The following is a 21360-nucleotide window of genomic DNA, read 5'->3' as shown; positions in this document are numbered from 1 at the left end:
AGGCTTCCGGCCTGATAGACCGATACAGCCAGCACAAAGGCCAGCACCGTGTTAAACGCCATTGAAAACACCGCCCATTTCCATGACCCCGCTTCCCGGGCAATGCAGACCACGGCCACAAAGCAGGGCGAGTAAAACATCACAAAAACAATCAGGGCAAAAGCCGTCAGGGGCCCCCATTGCGGAGATTGGGCAAGCCGCTGGGAAAGGCCAGAATCCTCTTGCGCATCGATTTCGCCCATGGAATAGGCCGTGCCCAGAGTGGAGACGATCACTTCCTTGGCCGCAAACCCGCCCACCAGAGCGATGTTGGTGCGCCAGTCAAAACCGGCCAGCTCAGTCACGGGCTCAAGGGATGTGCCGATGCGCCCGGCCACTGAATGCCGAAGCTCTGCGCCCGCAAGGGCCGCCTCCTGGCCGGGCCCGAAGGTTTCGGCCTGATCGGCCGGAAGATTGGGAAAGCTCATCAGGGCCCAGAGCAGGATGGATATGGCCAGAATCACCGTACCGGCCTTGCGGATGTACTGCCAGGTCCGCTCCCAGGCGTGAATGAGCACGCCGCGCACCGTGGGCAGCCGGTACGGGGGCAGTTCCATGATAAAGGGGGTGGGCGCCCCCCGGATGATGGTCTTTCTCAGCAGCCAGGCCACGGCAAGGGCTCCGCCCCAGGACAGCAGGGTGACGGCAAACATCACCCAGGCTTTATGGGAGGCGAAAAACGCGCCAATGAGCAGGGCAAACACCGGCAACTTGGCCCCGCAGTTCATAAAGGGAACCGTGAGCAAAGTGGCAAGGCGTTCCTTCGGCGATTTCAGGGTCCGGCCGGCCATGATGCCGGGCACCGCACACCCGCCGGCAATGCCGCCGGAGATGATAAAAGGCATCACCGAGCTGCCGTGCAGGCCAAAGACCTTAAAGACCCGGTCGAGAATGAACGCCACCCGGGCCAGGTACCCGGAATCCTCCAGAATGGTAATGCCCAGAAACATCAAATGTCTTCTCCGTAGGAGATTTGCAAATCCTTTGGCCCGGCATACGTATCCGCTACCTGCGCGGCAGCGGTCATGAGCTCCTTTTTGCCGGTGCCGTTTCTGGCTACCGTGGGCACCACGGGCACGCCGAGCAGGGCCGAAAGCCTGGGGGCGTCAATTCGCACTCCGCGGCTTTTGGCCACATCCATCACGTTGAGTGCAATGCAGACCGGCACGCCCATTTCAATGATCTGCAGGGTGAGATAAAGGTTTCTCTCCAGATTGGCGGCATCCACAATATCGACCACCACAGCCGGTTTTGCAGTTGCGATAAAATCCCGGGCAATGATTTCCTCAAGGGAATAGGCGGTCATGGAATAGGTGCCCGGAAGATCCACCAGGGAAAATTCCCGGCCATCGATTTTGTAAACACCGGTCTTTTTTTCAACCGTTACCCCGGGGTAATTGCCCACCTGCTGGCGGGCCCCGGTCAATGCGTTAAAAAGGGTTGTTTTGCCTGTATTGGGATTTCCGGCCAGTGCGATTGTGTGCACCATGGCCAATTATTCCACCTCCACTTCAATAAAGTCGGCTTCGCTGTTTCTCAGGGTCAGGGTAAAACCGGCGATGCGCAGGGCCACCGGATCTTTTAGGGGCGCGCGGGCCTTGACCGAAAACTCGGTTCCCGGAACCAACCCCATGTCCCGGATTCTGCGGCCCAGCTCTCCCCGGGCCCTTATGGCTTTGATTTTACCGGATTGCCGTTCTTTCATCTCCCGCATATTGATAAGCTGCATTGAATTCCTCCTATAAAAGAAATATCAAATTGTTTTCGTTTGTTTGGCAAACAAAACTTTATTCACTGTCAACACATTATTTAATTTTTTTTCCTTTTGTTTGCCTGCAATAAAAAAATCGGTTATAGATATAAAGGATTCACTGACCAAGGAGGGGCCATGACAGGAGTCGATTTATCTGAAAATCTGGAGGATTACCTGGAAACCATCCTGGAGCTGGAAAAAACCCAGAAGGTGGCCCGGGTAAAGGATATTGCGGAAATGCGCGGTGTATTGCGGGGTTCTGTGACAGGTGCGTTAAAAAGCCTGGCTGAAAAGGGCCTGATCAATTACGAGCCCTACAGCTTTATCACCCTGACCCGCAAAGGCACGGCTGTTGCCGGAGAGATCAACCGGCGGCACCGGGTGATCAAGAACTTTCTCACCCATGTGCTCCAGCTCGACCCGCAGATTGCCGAAGACAACGCCTGCCGCATGGAACACGCCATGGACCGGGCGGCCGTGGACCGGATGGTGGCCTTTATCGACTACATGGAAACCTGCCCCAGAACCGATGCCAGCTGGATCCAGGGTTTTGCCAGACACCGGCAGGGAAAAAGCGACAGCAGGCCTGACTGCAAAGACTGCATGGCCAGAAGCGCTGAAAAACATGCACAAAATCAACAGAAAAAATAATTCCAACCATTCAAGGAGGCCGGATGAGCCAATATGAATTTTATGAGATCATAAAAAAACCGCCGGTGGCATGGGTCTATTTGAACCGGCCGGATAAGAAAAACGCCATGAACCCGCCGGCCTGGAAGGAAAGCATCCCCATCTTTGAAGACATTGACAAGGACCCCGACATCCGGGTGGCCGTGATTGCCGGCCGGGGCCCTTGCTTTTCCGCGGGCATTGACCTGATGGGCATGGCCGGAGAAATGCCTGAATTAATGGATTCGGACCAGAAAGGCGGGGTCAAATGGTCTCTTTTGAAAAAGATTTCCGCCATGCAGGACGCCATCAGCTGCATTGAGTGGTGCCGAAAGCCCGTTATCGCCGCCATTCACGGCCACTGCATCGGTGCGGGATTGGACATGGCAACCACCTGTGATATCCGGATCTGCTCGGCTGATGCCGTGTTCTGCTTAAAAGAAGCCGCAGTGGGATTTGTGGCCGACGTGGGCGTGCTCCAGAGAATCCCGAGGATCGTGGGCCAGGGATTTGCCCGGGAGCTGGCCTATACGGCAAAAACCATTGATGCACAAAAGGCCGCGCAGATGCTGCTGGTAAACGAAATCTATCCGGATGCCGCAGCCGTCATGGATGGCGCGGAAAAACTGGCCGTACAGATTGCCGAAAATCCGCCCCTGGCCGTGCAGGCCTCAAAGGACGTGCTCAACTACGGAGCCGAGAAATCCGTGGAGGACGGGTTGAAATACGTTGCCTCGGTGAGCGCCAACATCATTCCCTCAAAAGACCTGATGGAAGCCATTGCCGCTTTTTCCGAAAAACGCAAACCCGTGTTTACAGGGCAATAAGGGCAAAGCCGTCACATGCGCATCTATATTTCAACCCTTGGCTGCGCCCGAAACCAAGTGGACAGCGAGGTCATGAGCGGCCGGCTATCGGCCGCAGGCCATGAAACAGCTGATCTTGCCGAAAACGCCGAAGTCATCATCGTCAACACCTGCGCCTTTATTGAGTCTGCCGCAGACGAGGCCATCGAGCAGATCCTGGAGTTGGCCGAATACAAACGCCACGGCGCGTGCCAAAAACTCATCGTGGCCGGGTGCCTGCCCCAGCGCTACGGTCAGCAGACCGCAGAAGCTCTGCCCGAGGTGGATTTGTTTCTGGGAACCGGCGCCTATGACCGGATCACAGATGCTGTTGAAAACACCAAGGCTTCAGAAAAATGCGTCCTTCCCCCGCCCGAACAAACCGCCCTGGCCGGTGCCGGCGTTCCCAGGGTCCGAGCCCCGGGGCCGGTTGCCTATGTCAAGATCATGGAGGGCTGCGGCAGGCATTGCACCTATTGCATCATCCCGGCACTTCGCGGCCCCCTGCGCAGCCGGCCGGCCGCAGATATTGCCTGCGAGGCCCGGCGCCTTGCCGGCCAGGGGGCGGCCGAAATCGTGCTGGTTGGCCAGGACACCACCTCGTGGGGGCTGGATCAGACCCCCCCGAGCCGGTTTGCCGATTTGCTGGCGCAAGTGGCACAATCCGTGCCTGACTGCTGGCTCCGGTTTTTATACGGCCATCCCGACAGGATCGGGGACCGGCTTTTGGAAACCATGGCCGTATATCCAAACATATGCCGGTATCTCGACATTCCGGTCCAGCATGCCAGCAGCCGGGTATTAAAACGCATGGGCCGCGGCCATGACAGCAAGGTGCTGGCGGCGTTGTTTGACCGCATCCGCTCGGCCATGCCGGATGCCGCATTGCGAACCACAGTTTTGGTGGGCTTTCCGGGTGAAACAGATGATGATTTTGCCAAACTGCTCGAATTCATGGAACAGGTGGCCTTTGATCACCTTGGCGCGTTTGTCTACTCTGATGCCGAAGACCTGCCCGCCCACCGCCTGAACGGACACGTGCCCGCACAAATTGCCCAGGACCGCCATGATATTCTCATGATGCGCCAGGCAGACATCTCCCTTGCCAAAAACCGGAAAAAAATCGGCCAATGCACGGAGGTCCTGGTTGAAGACCGCGCAGAAGACGGCCGGCTCTGCGGCAGAACCCGGTTCCAGGCGCCGGAGGTCGACGGTGTTACCTTTATCGACAACCCGGGCAAATCCGTTGTTCCGGGCCGAATCATGAAAATCCGCATCACGGATGCAGATGAATACGACCTGACAGGAGTTGCGATATGAGCGGGATGAAACAGCAGGTGCTGGAGAAAATCAATCCCGACCTGACCGCAATCGAGATGGCTTTGGTGGAAAACCTCGACCCCCACCTGGACCTGGTCAAACAGACCGCCGGACATTTGATCTTTTCGGGCGGAAAACGCCTGCGCCCGCTTTTAATTGTGCTGTGCGCCAGGATCTGCGGTCATGAAAGCCCGTTTGTTACCAAATTTGCCACCACATTTGAATTTCTGCATACAGCCACGCTCATGCACGATGATGTGATCGACGGTGCAAACATGCGGCGGGGGAAACAAGCCGCCCATCATCTTTACGGCGCGCCGGTCACCGTGCTGGTGGGCGATTTTCTGCTGGCCCGGGCCATATGCATTGCCGCTGAGACCGAAAATCCCAGGATCATCCGGGTGGTGGCCTCACTGACCGAGCAGATGTCCGAAGGGGAGATCTACCAGCTCATCAAAAAGGGGCAAACCGATCTCACGGAAGCCGAATACATGGATATCATCCGACGCAAAACCGGCGTGCTCATCGAAAGCGCATGCAAAAGCGGCGCGATTCTGGCACAAGCCACCCAAAAGCAGGAAAACGCCCTGACTGCTTACGGCAAGCACCTGGGCCTGGTTTTCCAGATCGCAGACGACATTTTGGACTACACTGCGGATGCCAGGGAACTGGGCAAAAACGTGGGCGCGGATCTAAGGGAAGGAAAACTCACCTTGCCGGTGATCTACGCCTTGTCCCGGGCCCGGGACGCGGATCATAGGCGAATAAAAGGCATTATCAGCAATCCTGAATTTACCCAAAGCGATTTTGCCGAACTATTGGGCCTGCTTGAAAAGTACCAGGGAGTCGCGTATGCTCAGCAAAAAGCCTTTGATCACGTGTTAAAGGCAAAGTCTGAGCTTCAGGGCTTTGCCCCCTCGGCCACCCGGAACATTCTCGATCTGCTGGCCGATTATGCGCTCAGACGCACATCATGAACCTGATTTTGGGCACTGTGTGCCGTTTTTTACAGTCATAAGCCGCATTCTGGCCCGATAAGAAACAAAAAAGGAAAACGCATTGCCATGATATTTTTTCACAATACACCAACACGGTGCCGGCATCTGCTGAAAACAACTGCCTGCATGCTGCTGCTGGCTTTATTTTCCCCTTCCCCTGTTGCTGCCGCCCCTTCTGCAGACAGTGAAACCATTGTTGGTTTCGGCCACAGCCGCATACATAGCGACCCCTCTGCTGCCAAAAAACAGGCCGTATCCGGGGCGCTTCTCAATACAGTCCGGGCTGCGGCCCTGAAAATGATATCCGCACCCGACATCAGTGATCATTTTGCGCTTATTGCCACTGTGATCGACAAGCACCAGGAAGCCTTTATCCAGGATTACCGGATCTTGGAAGAATTTCACACGGACAAAACATATCAGGTGCTTGTGCAGGCCACGGTTTCGACCCGAAAAATGAAAAAAACCCTGGCCGATGCCGGATTTCACCTTACCCCCGAAGATCTGCCGGCGGTGCTGGTCATGGTTGCGGAAAAAGGAATTGATGATCTTGGTTTCAATTACTGGTGGAACCAGGGATATGCAGGCTTTGAGAGTACGACCGCCGGTTCGGTGATCCGACAGGCCCTTTCCCGGGCCGGATTTTCGGTGATTTCCCCGGACCCGGACAGCGGCGCACTCGACGACGAAAGACTGGCCTCGGGCATCAGCGCCGAACCGGCTGACTACCAGGCCGCCCTCCTGGCAGAACGCATGGGCGCAGACCTTGTGATTGCGGGCCGGGCCGAAGCCAAGGCCCTAAGCAACAGGATGGGCAAAGATGTCCGCACTTTCAGGGCAGATATCCAGCTCCATGTAATCGACGCGAAATCCGGCGAAAAAATGACCACCATATCTGAAAAGGCTTTGACCGTAAGCGAAAATCCGGAACAGGGAGGCCGGAACGCCCTTGCAGACGCCGCCTACACAGCTGGCTCCAAATTGTCCGAACAAACGGTTTCCCTTTGGCGCAACGCGGCCGAAACCAGGAAAAAATTTCAAATCCGCGTCCAAGGCAGACGGGTTCTGCCTTATCTGGAACGGATGCGTCGGGCAATCCGGCAGCACCCCAGTGTCTCAGACCTGCAGACCAAGGAAATGACATCGGAAAACGCCGTGCTGGAAATGAAATACACGGAGTCCGCCCAACAGCTGGGAAATCACCTGTTGATGCAGTCCTTTGAAGGCTTTGGCATCAATATCATAGAAATTTCCCCCAAGACCATGACTATCGAAATGGTCCCCGAATAAAAACCGCGGAACCGGCGCTAAATAGCGGATATCGGTGCCTTTTGGCACAGTGAACAACGCTCATTTAAATGAATTGATATTTATAAATTTATACTTGTTTTTTGTTTAAAACAATATTATCAATTTTAGGAAATCGATGATCTTTATTATTGCAAAACTTCCAGTTAACGATAACAAGAACTCACGGAGGTCTCCGGCATCCCAGCCGGCTGAAAGTGTCCGGAAAACACAGGAGACAGATTGCCAATGGAACTGACCCGGGAACAATTGATGATTCAGAAAATGGCCAGGGAATTTGCCAGAAAGGATCTGGCCCCCCAGGCGGCGGAAAGGGATCAGAAGCACGAGTATCCGGCAGAAAGCTTAAAAAAAATGGGAGAGCTCGGTCTGCTCGGAATGCTGGTGCCCGAAGAATACGGCGGCGAGGACATGGACACGGTATCCTACGCCCTGGCCATGAGCGAGGTAGCCTATGCGTGCGCATCCACGGCCGTGATCATGTCCGTGCACAACTCCATCTGCTGCGGCAGCCTGCTGCGCTTCGGCTCAGAAGAACAGAAACAGAAATACCTGGTGCCCATGGCCAGGGGCGAATTTATCGCCTCCTTTGCCCTGTCCGAGCCGGAAGCCGGCTCGGATCCGGCGTCAATGAGCACCACGGCGGAAAAAGACGGGGATTTTTACGTGTTAAACGGCACCAAGCGATGGATCACCGGCGGGGCCACCTCGGAGCTGTTTATCGTGCTGGCCAAAACCGATCCGGGTGCCGGGCACAAGGGAATTTCAGCGTTTCTGATCACCCGGGACCTGCAAGGATTTTCCACCGGCCGCCTCGAGGACAAGATGGGCCAGTGCGCCTCGGACACCACGGACCTGCTTTTCTCGGACTGCCGGGTGCCTGCCGACCGTATGCTGGGCAAAGAAGGGGAAGGATTTATCGTTGCCATGTCCGGGCTGGATGACGGCCGCATCGGCATTGCCGCCCTGTCCCTGGGGCTGGGTCAGGCCGCCCTGGATGAGGCGGTGAACTACAGCAAGCAGCGGGTGCAGTTCGGCCGTCCCATTGCCGACAACCAAGGGCTTCGCTGGATGATCGCCGACATGGCCACAGATGTTGAAGCCGCCCGGCTGCTGGTGCTCAATGCCGCGGCCAAAAAGAACAGAAAAGAAAAATGCAGCAAAGAGGCCTCCATGGCCAAGCTGCACGCCTCGGAAATGGCCAACCGGGTCACGGGCCAGGCCCTGCAGATCCACGGCGGTTACGGCTACACCAGGGAATTTCCCGTGGAACGCTTTTACCGGGATGCCCGGGTGCTGACCATCTATGAAGGCACATCCCAGATCCAAAAAATCGTCATTGCCAACGAAATGCTCGGGGACAAAAAAAAGCGACCCAAAAAATAGGCGCTGATTTGCGCTTAAAAATCGCCCTGCCGGGAACGGATGACCAGGCGGTCGCCCGGATGGATGCTTCCCCTGTAATCCAGGTTGTTCCATATGATCAAAGCCGGGAGGGGAACATTAAACCGCTCAGCAATCGCAAAGAGGTTATCGCCCTGCTGGACGACATAAACCCGGTCCTCTTGATCTTTGTCCCAGGTTTCCATCAATGATTGAAACCGTTTGTCAAAGCCCTTGGCCGAGCCTTCGGGAACATGGATCAGGTGTTGGCCTGCGGCCAGATAATGACCTCTTAGCTGGGGATTGAGATCCTTGATCAGTTTAAAACGCGTGTCAGCCGCCTCTGCAACAATGACAATCGGGGTCAGGCCGGAACACCGGACCGAAATTTCTTCGTATGCCAGGGGCGGATAAAGATCTTCGGGCAAAAAATCAAACCCGTAGTGCTCCGGCCGGGTCATGATCCGTTTGGCCGCAAGAATCCGGAACACATACTGCTGGGTTTCCAGCGGGAGATACAAATCATAGAAATCACTGTTCTCCTGGACCATAATTTCCGCCTGCAGCCCGTGCTCGCCCATGTTATAGGCGGCCGCAGCCAGGGTCCAGGACCCGAAAATCTCGTAAAGCGCCTTTAAATAGGATATGGCCGCATCCGTGGACTGAACTATATTTCTGCGTTCATCTTTTTCCGAGTTGATCTGCAAGCCATATTTCCTGCCAGTTGACCGGGTAAACTGCCAGAACCCCACGGCCCCCCGGGCTGATCCCGCATGGGGCCGCAGGGCACTTTCAACCAGTGCCATGTATTTTAAGTCCCCGGGCATTTCATTTTCCTTCAATTTCTGCTCTATGACGGGAAAATACCGGTTTGCCCGCTTGATCCAAAGCACCACCTGGGGCCGGTTCCACAGCGTCAGAAGCATTTGCTTTTCCATTCGCTGCCTTGTGTCATTTCGGTCCAGTTCCGCTTTTTCACCACAAAACGTCAAACCCCCGTCAATGCGCGCGGCATGAAACAAGGACGGAATGTCCGAAGACGCCCCGGCACTGGCTGCAAAACCACAAAAAAGGCAAAACAGAATCAATGGCATCGGTTTTCCCATTGCAAACTCCTTTGAAAAAAACCGAACCGCCTCACATGCAATGGCAGCCCGGCCGTCTTTGAACCGGTGCAGACAGCAGCCGGTATCCAAAGCACCCCTGAAATTGGCTCCCAATCTCACCACTTGTTTGGCTTTGTCATATTTTCTGTATGAACAAACCAACCCTGCACGTCAAATGGTTTTTTCAGCGTTTTGCCGGTGTTTCATCCAACCGGCAGATTGAAAAGATCCACAATCGGGTGACAGGGTTTTCTACAGTTGACACAGGGCGGCAAATGATGTCAGATCAGCAATTGGCAGCCAAAGGCATGATTTGCCCCCTTTGCCGCCGGCAAGAAATAAAAAAAGGGTTTGCGGCCGAATCTGGCCGCAAACCCTTGATTTTAATGGTAGGCGCGAGCAGACTCGAACTGCTGACTTCTACCGTGTCGGGGTAGCGCTCTACCACCTGAGCTACGCGCCTTTATTGTTGTTTCAAATATATGAATAACCGAGGGTCTGTCAAGGGAAAAACAACAGGTGATACTGCTTTGAAAACCATTGTCCAATCCGTGTGGATGAAAATCATGCTGGTGGCGGCGGCCGCTGCCGTGTGCGGGGCCACCGTGGCCGCGGTGGTGGCGGCCAGAAGTGATCTGCCGGAAGTCCGCGGTTTGGAGGATTTTTCGCCGTCTGCGGTTTCGCGCATCTACTCGGCTGACCAGGTTCTGCTGGCGGAAGTCTATGTCCGGAAACGCTCGCCCGTACCTCTTGAGCAGGTTCCCGACGCCCTGGAAACAGCCCTTCTGACCACCGAAGACCGGCAGTTCAGGGATCACAGCGGCCTGGACATCAAGGGAATCCTGCGGGCTCTTGTCCATGACATCAAAACCGGCTCCTTGACCCAGGGGGCCAGCACCATTACCCAGCAGCTGGCCAAAACCCTTTTTCTGACCCCGGAAAAATCCCTTGAACGAAAGCTCAAGGAAGCCTTTCTGGCTCTCCAGCTCGAACGCCGATACACCAAGGATGAGATCCTGGAGCTGTATCTCAATCAGATCTATTTCGGCAGCGGGGCATACGGGGTGGAAATGGCCGCCCGCACCTATTTTGCCAAGACCGCATCCGAGTTGGACCTGGCCGAATGCGCCATGATCGCCGGACTGCCCAAAGCGCCGTCAACCTATTCCCCCCTGGTCAACCCGGATCTGGCAATAGAGCGGCGCAATCTGGTGCTTGCCATGATGCACCAAACCGGAAACATCTCAAAACAGGCGTTTCAAAAAGCGGCTGACACCCCCTATCAGCCGCCGGGAAAAAAAGCCGCCGCCTCACAGCGCGCCCCATATTTCGTGGACTACATCAAAAAGCAGCTCCGGGATACAATCGGTGAAGATCTACTCTACAAGGGCGGAATCACCGTACAAACCACTCTCTCATATGAGCTGCAGCAGGCCGCAGACCAAGCCGTTGCCGACGGACTTTCATCCCTGGCATCGCGCATTGCCGAAAAAAAAGATGACAAGGACCAGATCCAGGGCGCCCTTGTGGCCATTGATGTGCAAACCGGTGCAATCCGGGCCATGACCGGCGGCCGTGATTATCAAAAAACCCAGTTCAACCGCGCGGTTGCCGCCCGCAGGCAGCCAGGCTCGGCCTTTAAACCCATCATTTACGCCTGCGCCCTGGAAAACGGCTATGACCAGGACACCCTGCTGCTCGATGCGCCCATGGCGTTTTCCGCGCCAAAGGGGCACCCGGACTGGCAGCCTGAAAATTTTTCCGGCGATTATGCCGGCGAAATTACCTTGAGAAAGGCGGTGACGGCCTCCAAAAACATCCCGGTTGTCCGGGTGCTCCAGGATATCGGGCCGGCTGCGGCCATTGACTTTGCCCGCAAAATGGGGATCCAATCCCCGCTTTCACCGTATTTGTCCATGGCCCTGGGCAGCTTTGAGCTCAGCTTGCTGGAACTGACTTCCGCATACACGGTTTTCCCCAATCAAGGCCGTTTTGTGGAACCCGGCGGAATTACCCGCATCATCGGCCCTGACAACCGGATTGTCTGGGAATCAGAGCCCCGCAGACACCTGGCCATGTCCCGCACCAGTGCAGCCATCATGACTGATGTGCTAAAGGGCGTCATCCGGGAAGGCTCCGGACGCCGGGCCAGGGATCTGGGCCGGGAACTTGCCGGAAAAACCGGCACCACCAACCAGTACCGCGACGCGCTGTTTGTTGGATTTTCTCCGGCCCTGACAGCCGGGGTATGGGTGGGAAGAGACGATTATGCCCCATTGGGCCCGTATGAAACCGGCGCCCGGGCGGCCCTGCCCATATGGAAACAATTCATGGAAAAGGCGATAGAAACCCAGCCCTTGCAGTATTTTGATTTTCCGGATACGCTTGAGCAGGTGCGCATGGATCCGGTTACGGGAAAACGGGTATCCGGAAACCGCGGCGTGCCCGCAAGGATCAGGAAAAACCCGGACGGCGGCCGATAGCAAAAAGGAAGCCAGGCCGGGGGAGTGATAAAAACACTTGATTTGCCTTTACGCAACCGTTAAACAGGGCCTATGATTCGCAAAGCCACCATCGACGACATCAAGTCCATTCACGCCCTGCTCAAATACTACGGCGCCAAGGGGGACCTGCTGGCCCGCCCCTTGAGCCGCCTGTATGACCACCTGCGGGATTTCAACGTGTATGAGGATGAGGAGGCCGGACGGATTGTGGGTTGCTGCGCCCTGCAGTTCTGCTGGGAGGACCTGGCCGAAGTCCGCTCCCTGGCCGTGATGGAACCATACATGGGCAAAAATATCGGCACCCGGCTTCTGGAAACCGCCTTTGAAGAGGCGCGGCAATACAAGATAAAAAAGCTTTTCACCCTCACCTATCGGCCGGATTTTTTCAAGAAATTCGGATTTATCGTCATTGACAAAACAGAGCTGCCCATCAAGATATGGGCCGACTGTATCCATTGCGTGAAGTTTCCGGACTGCGACGAAACCGCCATGCTCAAGCAGATTGCTTAAGCCCCCTCAGGTATAGATCAGGTTGACCCGCAGGGGCGGATGCTCCCAGATCCCGGGCAGGGGCAGCAGATGCTGGAACTTGACCGTGATCCAGAAAAGCTCGGGCTTGATTTCCCGGAGCTTGCCGTCTTCCGGGGGCAGAGCCGGTGCGGTATGGCCATAGGTGACCCGAAACAGGAAAATCCCGCCCCTGCCATTTTGATCCAGCATGTAAAAACGCTTCAACTCCCGCACCGGCATGTTGTTGCGCTCGGCCACCTGCTCCATTTCCCCTACGGTCAGGCGCATGAGCACCATCCGTGACACCCCCTGCTCGCAATAACGGTACAGGGAGCGCGACTCGCTGCTGGAAACATACACTGTTGAGATAAACGGCAGGCGCCGCAGGTACTGGGCCGCAACACTGGCCGCAGTGCGCCTTCCCCCGATCATGTCGGGCAGGGCGTGATATTCAAAAAACTTTTTCTGCACGTCCTCGGCGTATTTCTCCCCCTTTTCATACACGTCCTTGGAGATGTAGCGCAAATACCGGGCCAGATCCTCTGCGGCCTCGGAAATGGGCCAGTCAATGCGCACGTGAAAATGGGAAAGATAGTAGCGGTGCTTGGTTTTGGCATGGCTGATGTCGCGCTGGATCAACAGGGCATAATCCACCGGCAGGAGTTCTTTTAAAAAATGATAAAAATGCACCGAGTCCAGAAATTTCTGGCTCCGGTCAAAATCCGGTCCCAGCGACAGGGTCTTGGAACGCAGAAGGTTTGTCTTGGTGGTTTTGTTGACGTCAAAAAACCGGATGTATTTCTTGTAGGCCTGGGGAATGGTGTCTTCGACAAATATCACCAGAAAGGAATTGTGCAGGCTGAACTCCTCCTTGGGAATCCGGGCCCGGGGCTTGAGCTCCTTTCTTTCAACAAAGGGGTAGGCAGCGTTGTTGTTTTTGAAATTTTCGTAAGATTCTTTCAGGGCATGGGCCATGATAAACTGATCGAGTTCATCGCGAAGCAGCTCGTAATAAGAACGCCGGAGCCGGTTTTCAAGGCTGAGTTCCTCCCGGGTGCGCCAATACAAGAATCTGATCTCCTTTTATAGAACAAATGGAAGTGGAAGGCAAAAACCCAAATACTAAACTAACTGTTTTTTCCAAAATTGTCAAGCAATTATCATGCCTACCGATCTTTTGCAGCCGTTTTCCGGCCAGGCGTCCGAAATGAACCGCCGGTTTCCGCAAAGATTCAAAGACGCCGACCGTACCTTTATTCATGAATTTCCAACCCGCCCAGGGCCTGGACGCCCGGCAGGGGCTTTCCCTCCAGCAAGCGCAGAAATGCCCCGCCGCCCGTGGAAATGTAGGAAATCCGATCCGTCTGGCCGGTGGAATGGATGGCCACGTCCGTATCCCCGCCGCCCACGATGGAAAGGGCATAGGAATCGGCCACGCTGTAGACCATGGAAATGGTTCCCCGGCTGAAGGCATCGATTTCAAACATGCCCATGGGGCCGTTCCACACAATGGTCTTGGCATTATACAGGGCCTCATCAAACAGCCGGGATGTTGCCGGGCCGATATCCAGAGCCATCCAGTTTTCCGGGATCTCCTGGATGGGAACGATCTTGGTCTCCACATTGGGCCCGGGCTCCGGGGCCACCACCGCATCCACGGGCAGGTAGAACTTGACCCCCTCCCGAAGGGCCCGCTGGTGAAGTGCGCCCGCGGCCTCCACCAAGTCTTCTTCCACCTTTGACCGGCCCAAGGCAAAGCCCATGCTTTTCAAAAATGAATTGGCCATGGCTCCGCCGATGATAAACTTGTTGACCCGCGGCAGCATGTTTTCCAGGGCCCCGAACTTCGAAGACACCTTGGCACCGCCGATGATGGCCACAAGGGGCCGCCGGGGTTTTTCCATGGCATCCTTGAAGTACTTCATCTCCTTTAGCAGCAGAAACCCGGCCGCGGTCTCGGGAAAATGGCTTACAATGGCTTCTACTGACGCGTGGGCCCGGTGGCATACGGCAAAGGCCTCATTGATGTAGACATCGCCCAGGGCAGCCAGCTGCCGGGCAAACTCCGGATCATTGTCCTCCTCGCCGGGATAAAACCGCAGGTTTTCCAGCAGCGCCACCTGGCCGTCTTCCAGGCCGTTGACCTGGTTTTCCACGTTTTCACCAATACAGTCTTCGGCCATGAACACTTCCTGCTCCAGCAGCCGGCCCAGGCGCTTGGCCACCGGCGCCAGGCTCAGCTTGTCCACGGCTTTTCCCTTGGGCCGGCCCATGTGGCTCATGATCACCAGCCGGCCCTGGTGATCCAGGATATACTGCAGCGTGGGAAGCACCGCCTTGATCCGGGTGTCATCGGTGATGTTTTGATGCTCATCTAAGGGAACATTGAAATCCACCCTCACCAGTACGCGTTTGCCCTGAAGGTCCAGTTCCTTGATGGAATACATGGGTATCTCCCTCCTTGCACGGTTTTCAGGGCGTTTTACCGCCCTGGTCCTTTTTCTGCCGGTGAATGGATTTCTTCCGGGCCCAGCGCTGAAAAAAGCCGATCCTGCGGGCCTGCCAGGCCCGGTCCAGCTTTTCCTCGGCCACCTGAAGGCCGCCGTCTTCTGAAACAGCGGTTTTCAGGCATTCGGTTTTGTGCGAACATGCCATGCATTCTTCCGGGCTGTGGCGCAGTCCGTCTCCACCCACCGGAAATACCTGCCCGAGAATGCCGAAGCACTGCGGCCGATCTGAAAAATCATTCATGGATTTGCCGTAAACCTGGCCAGCTCCTGTTCATACTGCCGGCACATGCTGGCGATGTAACCGGCGTCGGCAAAACTGTAATACCTGCGATCGCCGATAATCAAATGCTCATGGACCGTGATGTTCATGCTCAGGCAGGCAAAAATCAGCCTGCGCGTGATGGCCATGTCTGCTGACGAGGGCTCCGGGTCCCCGGAAGGGTGATTGTGGGCAAAAATAACGGCCGCAGCCCGGTATTCCAGGGCCCGTTTCACCACTTCCCGGGGATAGACGGCCCCTGCGGTCAGCGTGCCTTCAAACAAGATTTCCGTGGCCTGCACCCGGTTTTTGGCATCCAGGAACAAAACCTTGAAGCATTCCCGGCCCCTGCCGGCCATGCTCTGGTACAGATAATCAAACAGCGCGGATGCATTGCTCACCGGGTCGGTGTTGCTGACTTTTTTCTCCAGGTAGCGCTCGGCCACGGCCGGCACCAGCTTGATGCCGAAGACATTTTTGGATCCGATGCCCTTGATTTGGCACAACGCTTCCACCGGCGCATCCAGAACCCCGGCCAGGGTCTCAAAACGGGCAATGGCCGCCTTGGCTGCCTGCTTGCAATCTTTGCGGGGCGTGGCCAGGGTCAGCAGCAGTTCCACCACCTCGTAGTCATGAAAACCGCTTAACCCGGCGTCCAGGAATTTCTTTCGCAGACGGCTGCGATGTCCTTCGCCCTTGTGAGATGGGTCCTGGTCCATGATGCCATCCGTTGTGGTTTCCGGCGCAAACAGTTTGCCGGCGTTGCTATTCCACGTCCTCGAGTTCTGACTTCAGACTCCGGGTCATTAGCTGGTATACCGCCTCACCGGGTTTCAGCGACTCGTAGAGTACCTGGTAGACCGAATGGGCAATGGGCATTTCCACGTTGATTTTATTCGACAGGTTATAGACCGACCGGGCGGTCCGGACCCCTTCGGCCACCATGGACATGCTGGATAAAATCTCATCCAGGCTCTTTCCCTGCCCGATCATCTTGCCCACTGTGTGGTTGCGGCTCAAGGTGCCGGTGCAGGTCAGCACCAAATCGCCAACCCCGCTTAAGCCCGCAAACGTGTGCGGATTGGCCCCGAGCTTGAGGCCCAGCCGCCGGATTTCGGTCAGCCCGCGGGTGATCAAAGCCGCCCGGCTGTTTAGTCCCAGCTCCAGGCCGTCAACAATGCCCGAGGCAATGGCGATGACGTTTTTGACCGCCCCGCCCAGCTGCACGCCCGTGACATCAGTATTGGTGTATACCCGAAAAAACGGGGTCGAAAAAACCTGCTGGAGAAAAGCCGCCACCTCCGGGTCCGGGGCGGCCGCGGCCACCACCGTGGGCAGTCCCCGGGCCACTTCCGCGGCAAAACTGGGTCCGGAAACAACAGCCACCCGGTCCTTGTGTTCCGGCAGCACTTCAGCCAGCACCCCGGTCATGGTCAGGTGGGTTTTGTTTTCAATGCCCTTGGCCGCCGAAACCAGCACCGTGTCCGCAGCCAGGCTTTGAGCCGCCCGGCCGGCCACCTCCCGCATCACGTGGGAGGGTACCACGAAAACCACCAAGTCCTTGCCGCCGGCCACGCTGTCCAGGTCATTGGAGACCCGGATGTTTTCCGATAATCTGACCCCGGGCAAAAATAAATCGTTTTCCCGTTTTTCTGTGATACTGGCGCGGACCTCGGGCTCCCAGGCCCACAGGTCGAGCTTGTAGCCCTTTTCCCCGAGCATTCCGGCAATGGCCGTGCCCCAGCTCCCGGCGCCCACAACTCCGATTTTCACATTTTCCGCATCATTCATTCTATAATTTAAGCCTCCTCCGGGGCTTTGTCATCTGTTTAACCTTCGTCTGTATCGTCGTCTGCCTCATCATCCTCAATGACTTCCGCATCCTCCTGCTCGGCCAGCCGCGCGGCGCTTACCAGTCGCTCACTGGCTTCAATGTCAATGAGCTTGACTCCCTGGGTGTTACGGCTGATCACTGATATATCGGCAATGGCCAGGCGGATGATCTTTCCGGCATCGGTGACCAGCATGATCTCGTCTTCGTCTGAGACCACCAGGATGGTCACCACCCGGCCGTTTCTCTCGTTGGTCTTGATGGTGATCACGCCCTTTCCGCCCCGTTTCTGCACCGGGTACTCGTCAATGGAGGTGCGCTTGCCGTAGCCGTTTTCCGTTGCTGTCAGAAGGGTCTGGCCGTAGGTGAGCACTTCCATGCCCACCAGCCGGTCGCCGCTGACAAGACGCATTCCCCGCACTCCCCGGGAAATGCGGCCCGAAGCCCGGATGTCGGTTTCCGGAAACCGAATCGACTTGCCAAACAAAGTGCACAAAAATACCTGGCGGGTGCCGTCGGTTAACCGGGCGGCCATCAGCTCGTCGCCCTCGGGCAGGTTAATGGCGATGATGCCCCCGGCCCGGGGCCTGGAAAACGCCATGATATCGGTCTTTTTCACCACGCCCTGGCGGGTGGCCATGAGCACGTAATTGCCAGGGCAAAATTCAGGCACGGCAAGCACCGTGGTCAGATGCTCGTCCGGGACAAAGTTGAGCAGATTGACAATGGCCTTGCCCTTGCTGGTGCGCCCGCCCTGGGGAATGTCATAGACCTTGCACCAGTAAACCCGGCCCTGGTTGGTGAAAAACATAAACGTGTGATGCGTGGAGGCCACAAACAGGTGCGAGACCAGGTCCTCTTCCTTGGTGCCCATGCCGGTCTTGCCCTTGCCGCCCCGGTGCTGCTTTCGGTACAGGGTAATGGGATTGCGCTTGATATAGCCGGCCGTGGTGATGGTCACCACCATGTCTTCCTGCACGATCATGTCCTCTAAGGTGATTTCCCGGGTTTCGGACACGATCTTTGTCAGGCGCTTGTCCCCGAATGTCTGCTGGATTTCCGTGAGTTCATCCTTGATCAGCTGCAGAACCAACCGTTCGCTGGACAGAATTTCCCTGTATCTGGCGATGGCCTGCAGGATTTCCACGTGCTCCTGCTTGATCTTGTCGCGTTCAAGTCCGGTCAGCCGCTGCAGGCGCATATCCAGAATCGCCTGGGACTGGGCGTCGGACAGGGCAAAGCGCTCCATGAGCTGGGATTTGGCCTCCGCAGGCGATGCAGCCGCCCGGATCAGGGCCACCACTTCGTCGATGTTGTCTAAGGCAATGATCAAGCCTTCCAGGATATGGGCCCGGGCCTCGGCCTTTTTCAGATCATAGCGGGTCCGGCGGATGATGATTTCCTTGCGGTGCACGATGAAATGCTCAAGCATTTCCTTGAGATTCATCAGCTCGGGCCGCCGGTTGACCACAGCCAGGAAAATGATGCCGAAGTTGCTCTCCAGTGGGGTGTGTTTATAGAGCAGGTTTAGCACCACTTCGGCCACCTGGTCTTTTTTAAGGGCAATGGCCACCCGAATGCCCTCCTTGTCGGACTCGTCCCGGATATAGCGAACCCCCTCGATCTGGCGATCCTTTACCAGATGCACCATTTTCTCGATCAAAGTCGCCTTGTTGACCTGGTAAGGCAGCTCCTTGACAATGATAATGTCGCTGTTGTTCTTCTTGTCCCGTTCAATATCGATGCGCGCCCGGATGCGCAGCTTGCCCCGGCCGGTCTGGTAGGCCTGCCGGATGCCTTCGGTGCCGTAGATGATGCCGCCGGTGGGAAAATCCGGACCCGGCAGATAATCGATGAGCTCGTTTACGCTGAGCTCACTGTTGTCAATCAAGGCCTTGATGGCCTCTGCCAGCTCGTTTAGATTGTGGGGCGGGATATTGGTGGCCATTCCCACGGCAATGCCCGATGAACCGTTTAAGAGCAAGGATGGCACCTTGGCGGGCAGCACCATGGGCTCGTTTAGTGTTTCATCGTAGTTGAGCTGCCAGTCCACCGTCTCCTTGTCAATATCTTCGAGCATCTGGTGGGCCAGCCGGGTCATGCGCACTTCCGTGTAACGCATGGCCGCCGGGGGGTCGCCGTCCACGGATCCGAAATTGCCCTGGCCGTCGACAAAGGGATAGCGCAGGGTGAATTTCTGGGCCATGCGCACGGTAGCGTCATAAACCGCGGAATCGCCGTGGGGATGGTACTTACCAATGACGTCACCCACAATACGGGCCGATTTCTTGTACGGCTTGTTCCAGTCATTGCGCAGCTCGCGCATGGCAAACAGGATCCGCCGGTGCACCGGTTTTAATCCATCGCGCACATCAGGCAGGGCCCTGCCGATGATCACGCTCATGGCATAATCGAGATAAGACTGCTTCATCTCGCTGTCGATGCTTATCCCATCGATGCGCTGCTGGATTTCGCTCATTTCAGCTCCTGGTCAGGGCCGGCCGAAATCCGCACCAATCCTGATATTGCCAATGGCAGACGGCTTGGCTGGATTTGGCAGGCGCCGTGTTTACAAAAAGACAAAAAGACTTTTTTTGAATTATTTTTCTTCAGACGCGTCGTGCTGTTGCAGGCGGCAAAAAAATCACTGCAAAAACACCCGGATGCGGCATTTTTGCAGTGACCGGCAAAACCATCACAATTTGCTGACAAACCCGAGGGCAGCCAGCAGCAGCACCACCTCAAAGACATACATGGCCGGAAAGCTCTGGGCAAAATAATAAACAATGCCACCGCCGATAATCACAGGCACCCCGAAAATGACAAGTGTTCCGATTTTTCTGCTGATCGATTCAATGATAGTCATGGATCCACTCCTGTGGCCTTTGTGGGAATATGCTGTTTTGCCTATGGCTCAATAATCATCGCCATGCCCATGCCGCCGCCGATGCACATGGAAATCAGGGCGTTTTTGGCGCCCTTGTCGCGCATCATGTGAATGGCGGTCACCATCTGCCGGGCACCGGTACATCCGATGGGATGGCCCAGGGAAATGCCGCTTCCGTACTGGTTGGGCTTTTGGGTGTCAATACCGAGCTCCTTCATGCACGCCAGGGCCTGGGACGCAAAGGCTTCGTTTAGCTCAATAATCTCAAGGTCATCAATGCTCATTCCGGTTTGGCGCAGCACCTTTCGGATGGCCGGAATGGGACCCAGCCCCATGTAGGCCGGATCCACGCCGCCTGATGCAAATGCCTTGATTTTTGCAAGAGGGGCAAGGCCCAGTGATTCGGCCTTTTGCCGGCTCATCAGCACCACTGCCGCAGCCCCGTCATTGACGCCCGAGGCGTTGCCCGCAGTCACGGACCCGTCTTTTTTAAACACCGGTTTGAGCTTGGCCATTTTTTCCATGTTGGTTTCCATGGGCCGCTCGTCTGTGTCGACCACCACGTCTCCCTTACGAGTTTTGATGGTTACGGGCACAATTTCCTTTGCAAAAGTGCCGTCGGAAATGGCCGCCCTGGCCCGGTTGTGGCTCAAAACAGACAACTCATCCTGCTCCTGCCGGGAAATCCCGTATTTTTCAACGATATTTTCCGCGGTCACGCCCATGTGATAGCCGTAAAAAATTTCATACAAACCATCATACACCATCAAATCCATCACTTCTCCCTTGCCGGTGACCTCCATGCGGTGTCCCCACCGGGCCTTGGGAAGGGCCATGGGCGCACAGCTCATGCTCTCCTGGCCGCCGGCCACAATGGCGTCGGCCTCGCCGCACATAATCGATGAAGCGCCTATGGCAATGGCCTTTAACCCGGAGGCGCAGACCTTGTTGATGGTGTATCCCGGGGTTTCCTTGGGCATTCCCGCGCGGATCATGGCCTGGCGCGCCGGGTTCTGACCCTGGCCGGCCAGGAGGACATTTCCCATGATCACTTCGTTAAATGCCACTTCCCGGGCATTATCATCCCACTGAGCGCCGGCGGCTTCCATCTCCACCGGGCCCTGACCCTTGAACGGATCGGGGGCTCCGTCTTTCATTTCATCGCTTAATGCCGGCTTCAGCCCGGCGCGTTTCACTGCTTCCTTTATCGCGAGGCTGCCCAGTTCAACTGCCGTAACATCCTTGAGCGATCCGCCGAATGCTCCCACCGGGGTTCGGGCGCCGCTGACGATCACCACCTCTTGCATATCCGCCTCCTCATTGCTATTGTATCCACGTTGGTATCCTGTTGGATATCCCGCAATCCGGGATAGGGTAAAACAGGCACAAACCCGCTTATTTTATTGTTAATTTTATAAAACGGTATTATTATCAGATT

20 protein-coding genes and 1 tRNA gene are annotated in these 21360 nt (G+C 56.1%); 8 read left to right on the top strand and 13 right to left on the bottom strand.

Annotated features, from left to right (window positions below; all coding sequences use genetic code 11):
* The 3 genes from R6U41_RS13665 to R6U41_RS13655 all read right to left on the bottom strand — a co-directional run.
* On the bottom strand, positions 1-989 hold a 989-nt coding region (locus R6U41_RS13665), incomplete at its 3' end, for a nucleoside recognition domain-containing protein (protein ID WP_410270398.1).
* A complete protein-coding gene (locus tag R6U41_RS13660; RefSeq protein ID WP_410270400.1) occupies positions 989-1528 on the bottom strand; it encodes a FeoB small GTPase domain-containing protein in 540 nt (179 codons plus the stop codon). The genes R6U41_RS13665 and R6U41_RS13660, both read right to left, overlap by 1 nt.
* Positions 1529-1534: 6 nt before the next feature.
* A complete protein-coding gene (locus R6U41_RS13655) occupies positions 1535-1768 on the bottom strand; it encodes a ferrous iron transport protein A (RefSeq protein ID WP_410270397.1) in 234 nt (77 codons plus the stop codon).
* Positions 1769-1927: 159 nt separating this feature from the next.
* Between R6U41_RS13655 and R6U41_RS13650 the strand changes: the two genes are divergently transcribed.
* From R6U41_RS13650 to R6U41_RS13625, 6 genes are all read left to right on the top strand, one after another.
* Positions 1928-2443: a metal-dependent transcriptional regulator gene (locus tag R6U41_RS13650; protein WP_410270396.1), complete on the top strand. Its 516-nt coding sequence runs from the start codon at positions 1928-1930 to the stop codon at positions 2441-2443.
* Positions 2444-2466: 23 nt separating this feature from the next.
* The gene (locus R6U41_RS13645; protein WP_410270395.1) at positions 2467-3288 is read left to right on the top strand and encodes a crotonase/enoyl-CoA hydratase family protein; all 822 of its coding nucleotides are present in this window, start codon (positions 2467-2469) and stop codon (positions 3286-3288) included.
* A 15-nt stretch (positions 3289-3303) separates the two neighbouring features.
* A complete protein-coding gene (gene rimO / locus R6U41_RS13640; protein WP_410270394.1) occupies positions 3304-4626 on the top strand; it encodes a 30S ribosomal protein S12 methylthiotransferase RimO in 1323 nt (440 codons plus the stop codon).
* Positions 4623-5603, top strand: coding sequence for a polyprenyl synthetase family protein (locus tag R6U41_RS13635; protein ID WP_410270393.1), 981 nt, complete (start codon positions 4623-4625; stop codon positions 5601-5603). Before rimO ends, R6U41_RS13635 begins: the two co-directional genes overlap by 4 nt.
* Before the next feature lie 87 nt (positions 5604-5690).
* Positions 5691-6914: a hypothetical protein gene (locus R6U41_RS13630; protein ID WP_410270392.1), complete on the top strand. Its 1224-nt coding sequence runs from the start codon at positions 5691-5693 to the stop codon at positions 6912-6914.
* Positions 6915-7160: 246 nt separating this feature from the next.
* The gene (locus tag R6U41_RS13625; RefSeq protein WP_410270391.1) at positions 7161-8318 is read left to right on the top strand and encodes an acyl-CoA dehydrogenase; all 1158 of its coding nucleotides are present in this window, start codon (positions 7161-7163) and stop codon (positions 8316-8318) included.
* Between the two features lie 14 nt (positions 8319-8332).
* Here the strand turns inward: R6U41_RS13625 and R6U41_RS13620 are convergent, their stop codons facing one another.
* On the bottom strand, positions 8333-9421 hold the full coding sequence (locus R6U41_RS13620) for a transglycosylase SLT domain-containing protein (protein WP_410270390.1): 1089 nt from the start codon (positions 9419-9421) through the stop codon (positions 8333-8335).
* Between the two features lie 387 nt (positions 9422-9808).
* A tRNA-Val gene (locus R6U41_RS13615) sits at positions 9809-9884 on the bottom strand.
* Between the two features lie 67 nt (positions 9885-9951).
* Here R6U41_RS13615 and R6U41_RS13610 point away from each other — a divergent pair.
* Both R6U41_RS13610 and R6U41_RS13605 read left to right on the top strand, forming a co-directional pair.
* Positions 9952-11904, top strand: coding sequence for a penicillin-binding protein 1A (locus R6U41_RS13610; protein ID WP_410270389.1), 1953 nt, complete (start codon positions 9952-9954; stop codon positions 11902-11904).
* 72 nt (positions 11905-11976) lie between these two features.
* Complete coding sequence (locus R6U41_RS13605; RefSeq protein WP_410270388.1) at positions 11977-12435, top strand: N-acetyltransferase; 459 nt, start codon at positions 11977-11979, stop codon at positions 12433-12435.
* Between the two features lie 6 nt (positions 12436-12441).
* Here the strand turns inward: R6U41_RS13605 and R6U41_RS13600 are convergent, their stop codons facing one another.
* The 8 genes from R6U41_RS13600 to R6U41_RS13565 form a co-directional block, all read right to left on the bottom strand.
* Entirely contained in the window at positions 12442-13503 is a 1062-nt protein-coding gene (locus tag R6U41_RS13600) for a hypothetical protein (protein ID WP_410270387.1), read from the bottom strand.
* A gap of 185 nt (positions 13504-13688) precedes the next feature.
* A complete protein-coding gene (locus tag R6U41_RS13595; RefSeq protein ID WP_410270386.1) occupies positions 13689-14882 on the bottom strand; it encodes a phosphoglycerate kinase in 1194 nt (397 codons plus the stop codon).
* Between the two features lie 25 nt (positions 14883-14907).
* Positions 14908-15186, bottom strand: a complete 279-nt coding sequence (locus tag R6U41_RS13590) for a hypothetical protein (protein ID WP_410270385.1) — start codon at positions 15184-15186, stop codon at positions 14908-14910.
* Positions 15183-15923, bottom strand: a complete 741-nt coding sequence (radC, locus tag R6U41_RS13585; RefSeq protein ID WP_410270384.1) for a RadC family protein — start codon at positions 15921-15923, stop codon at positions 15183-15185. Before radC ends, R6U41_RS13590 begins: the two co-directional genes overlap by 4 nt.
* Positions 15924-15969: 46 nt before the next feature.
* Positions 15970-16995: an NAD(P)H-dependent glycerol-3-phosphate dehydrogenase gene (locus tag R6U41_RS13580; protein ID WP_410270383.1), complete on the bottom strand. Its 1026-nt coding sequence runs from the start codon at positions 16993-16995 to the stop codon at positions 15970-15972.
* Positions 16996-17033: 38 nt separating this feature from the next.
* The gene (gene gyrA / locus R6U41_RS13575) at positions 17034-19514 is read right to left on the bottom strand and encodes a DNA gyrase subunit A (RefSeq protein WP_410270382.1); all 2481 of its coding nucleotides are present in this window, start codon (positions 19512-19514) and stop codon (positions 17034-17036) included.
* 216 nt (positions 19515-19730) lie between these two features.
* Positions 19731-19901, bottom strand: coding sequence for a hypothetical protein (locus tag R6U41_RS13570; protein ID WP_410270381.1), 171 nt, complete (start codon positions 19899-19901; stop codon positions 19731-19733).
* A 41-nt stretch (positions 19902-19942) separates the two neighbouring features.
* A complete protein-coding gene (locus R6U41_RS13565) occupies positions 19943-21229 on the bottom strand; it encodes a thiolase family protein (RefSeq protein WP_410270380.1) in 1287 nt (428 codons plus the stop codon).
* Positions 21230-21360: the final 131 nt, after the last annotated feature.

Origin of the sequence: Desulfosalsimonas sp. (assembly GCF_046483245.1) — a bacterium.
Classification (GTDB): Bacteria; Desulfobacterota; Desulfobacteria; order Desulfobacterales; family Desulfosalsimonadaceae; genus Desulfosalsimonas.
The sequence above is the reverse complement of the archived record's forward strand: the minus strand, read 5'-3'. Positions and strand labels throughout refer to the sequence as shown.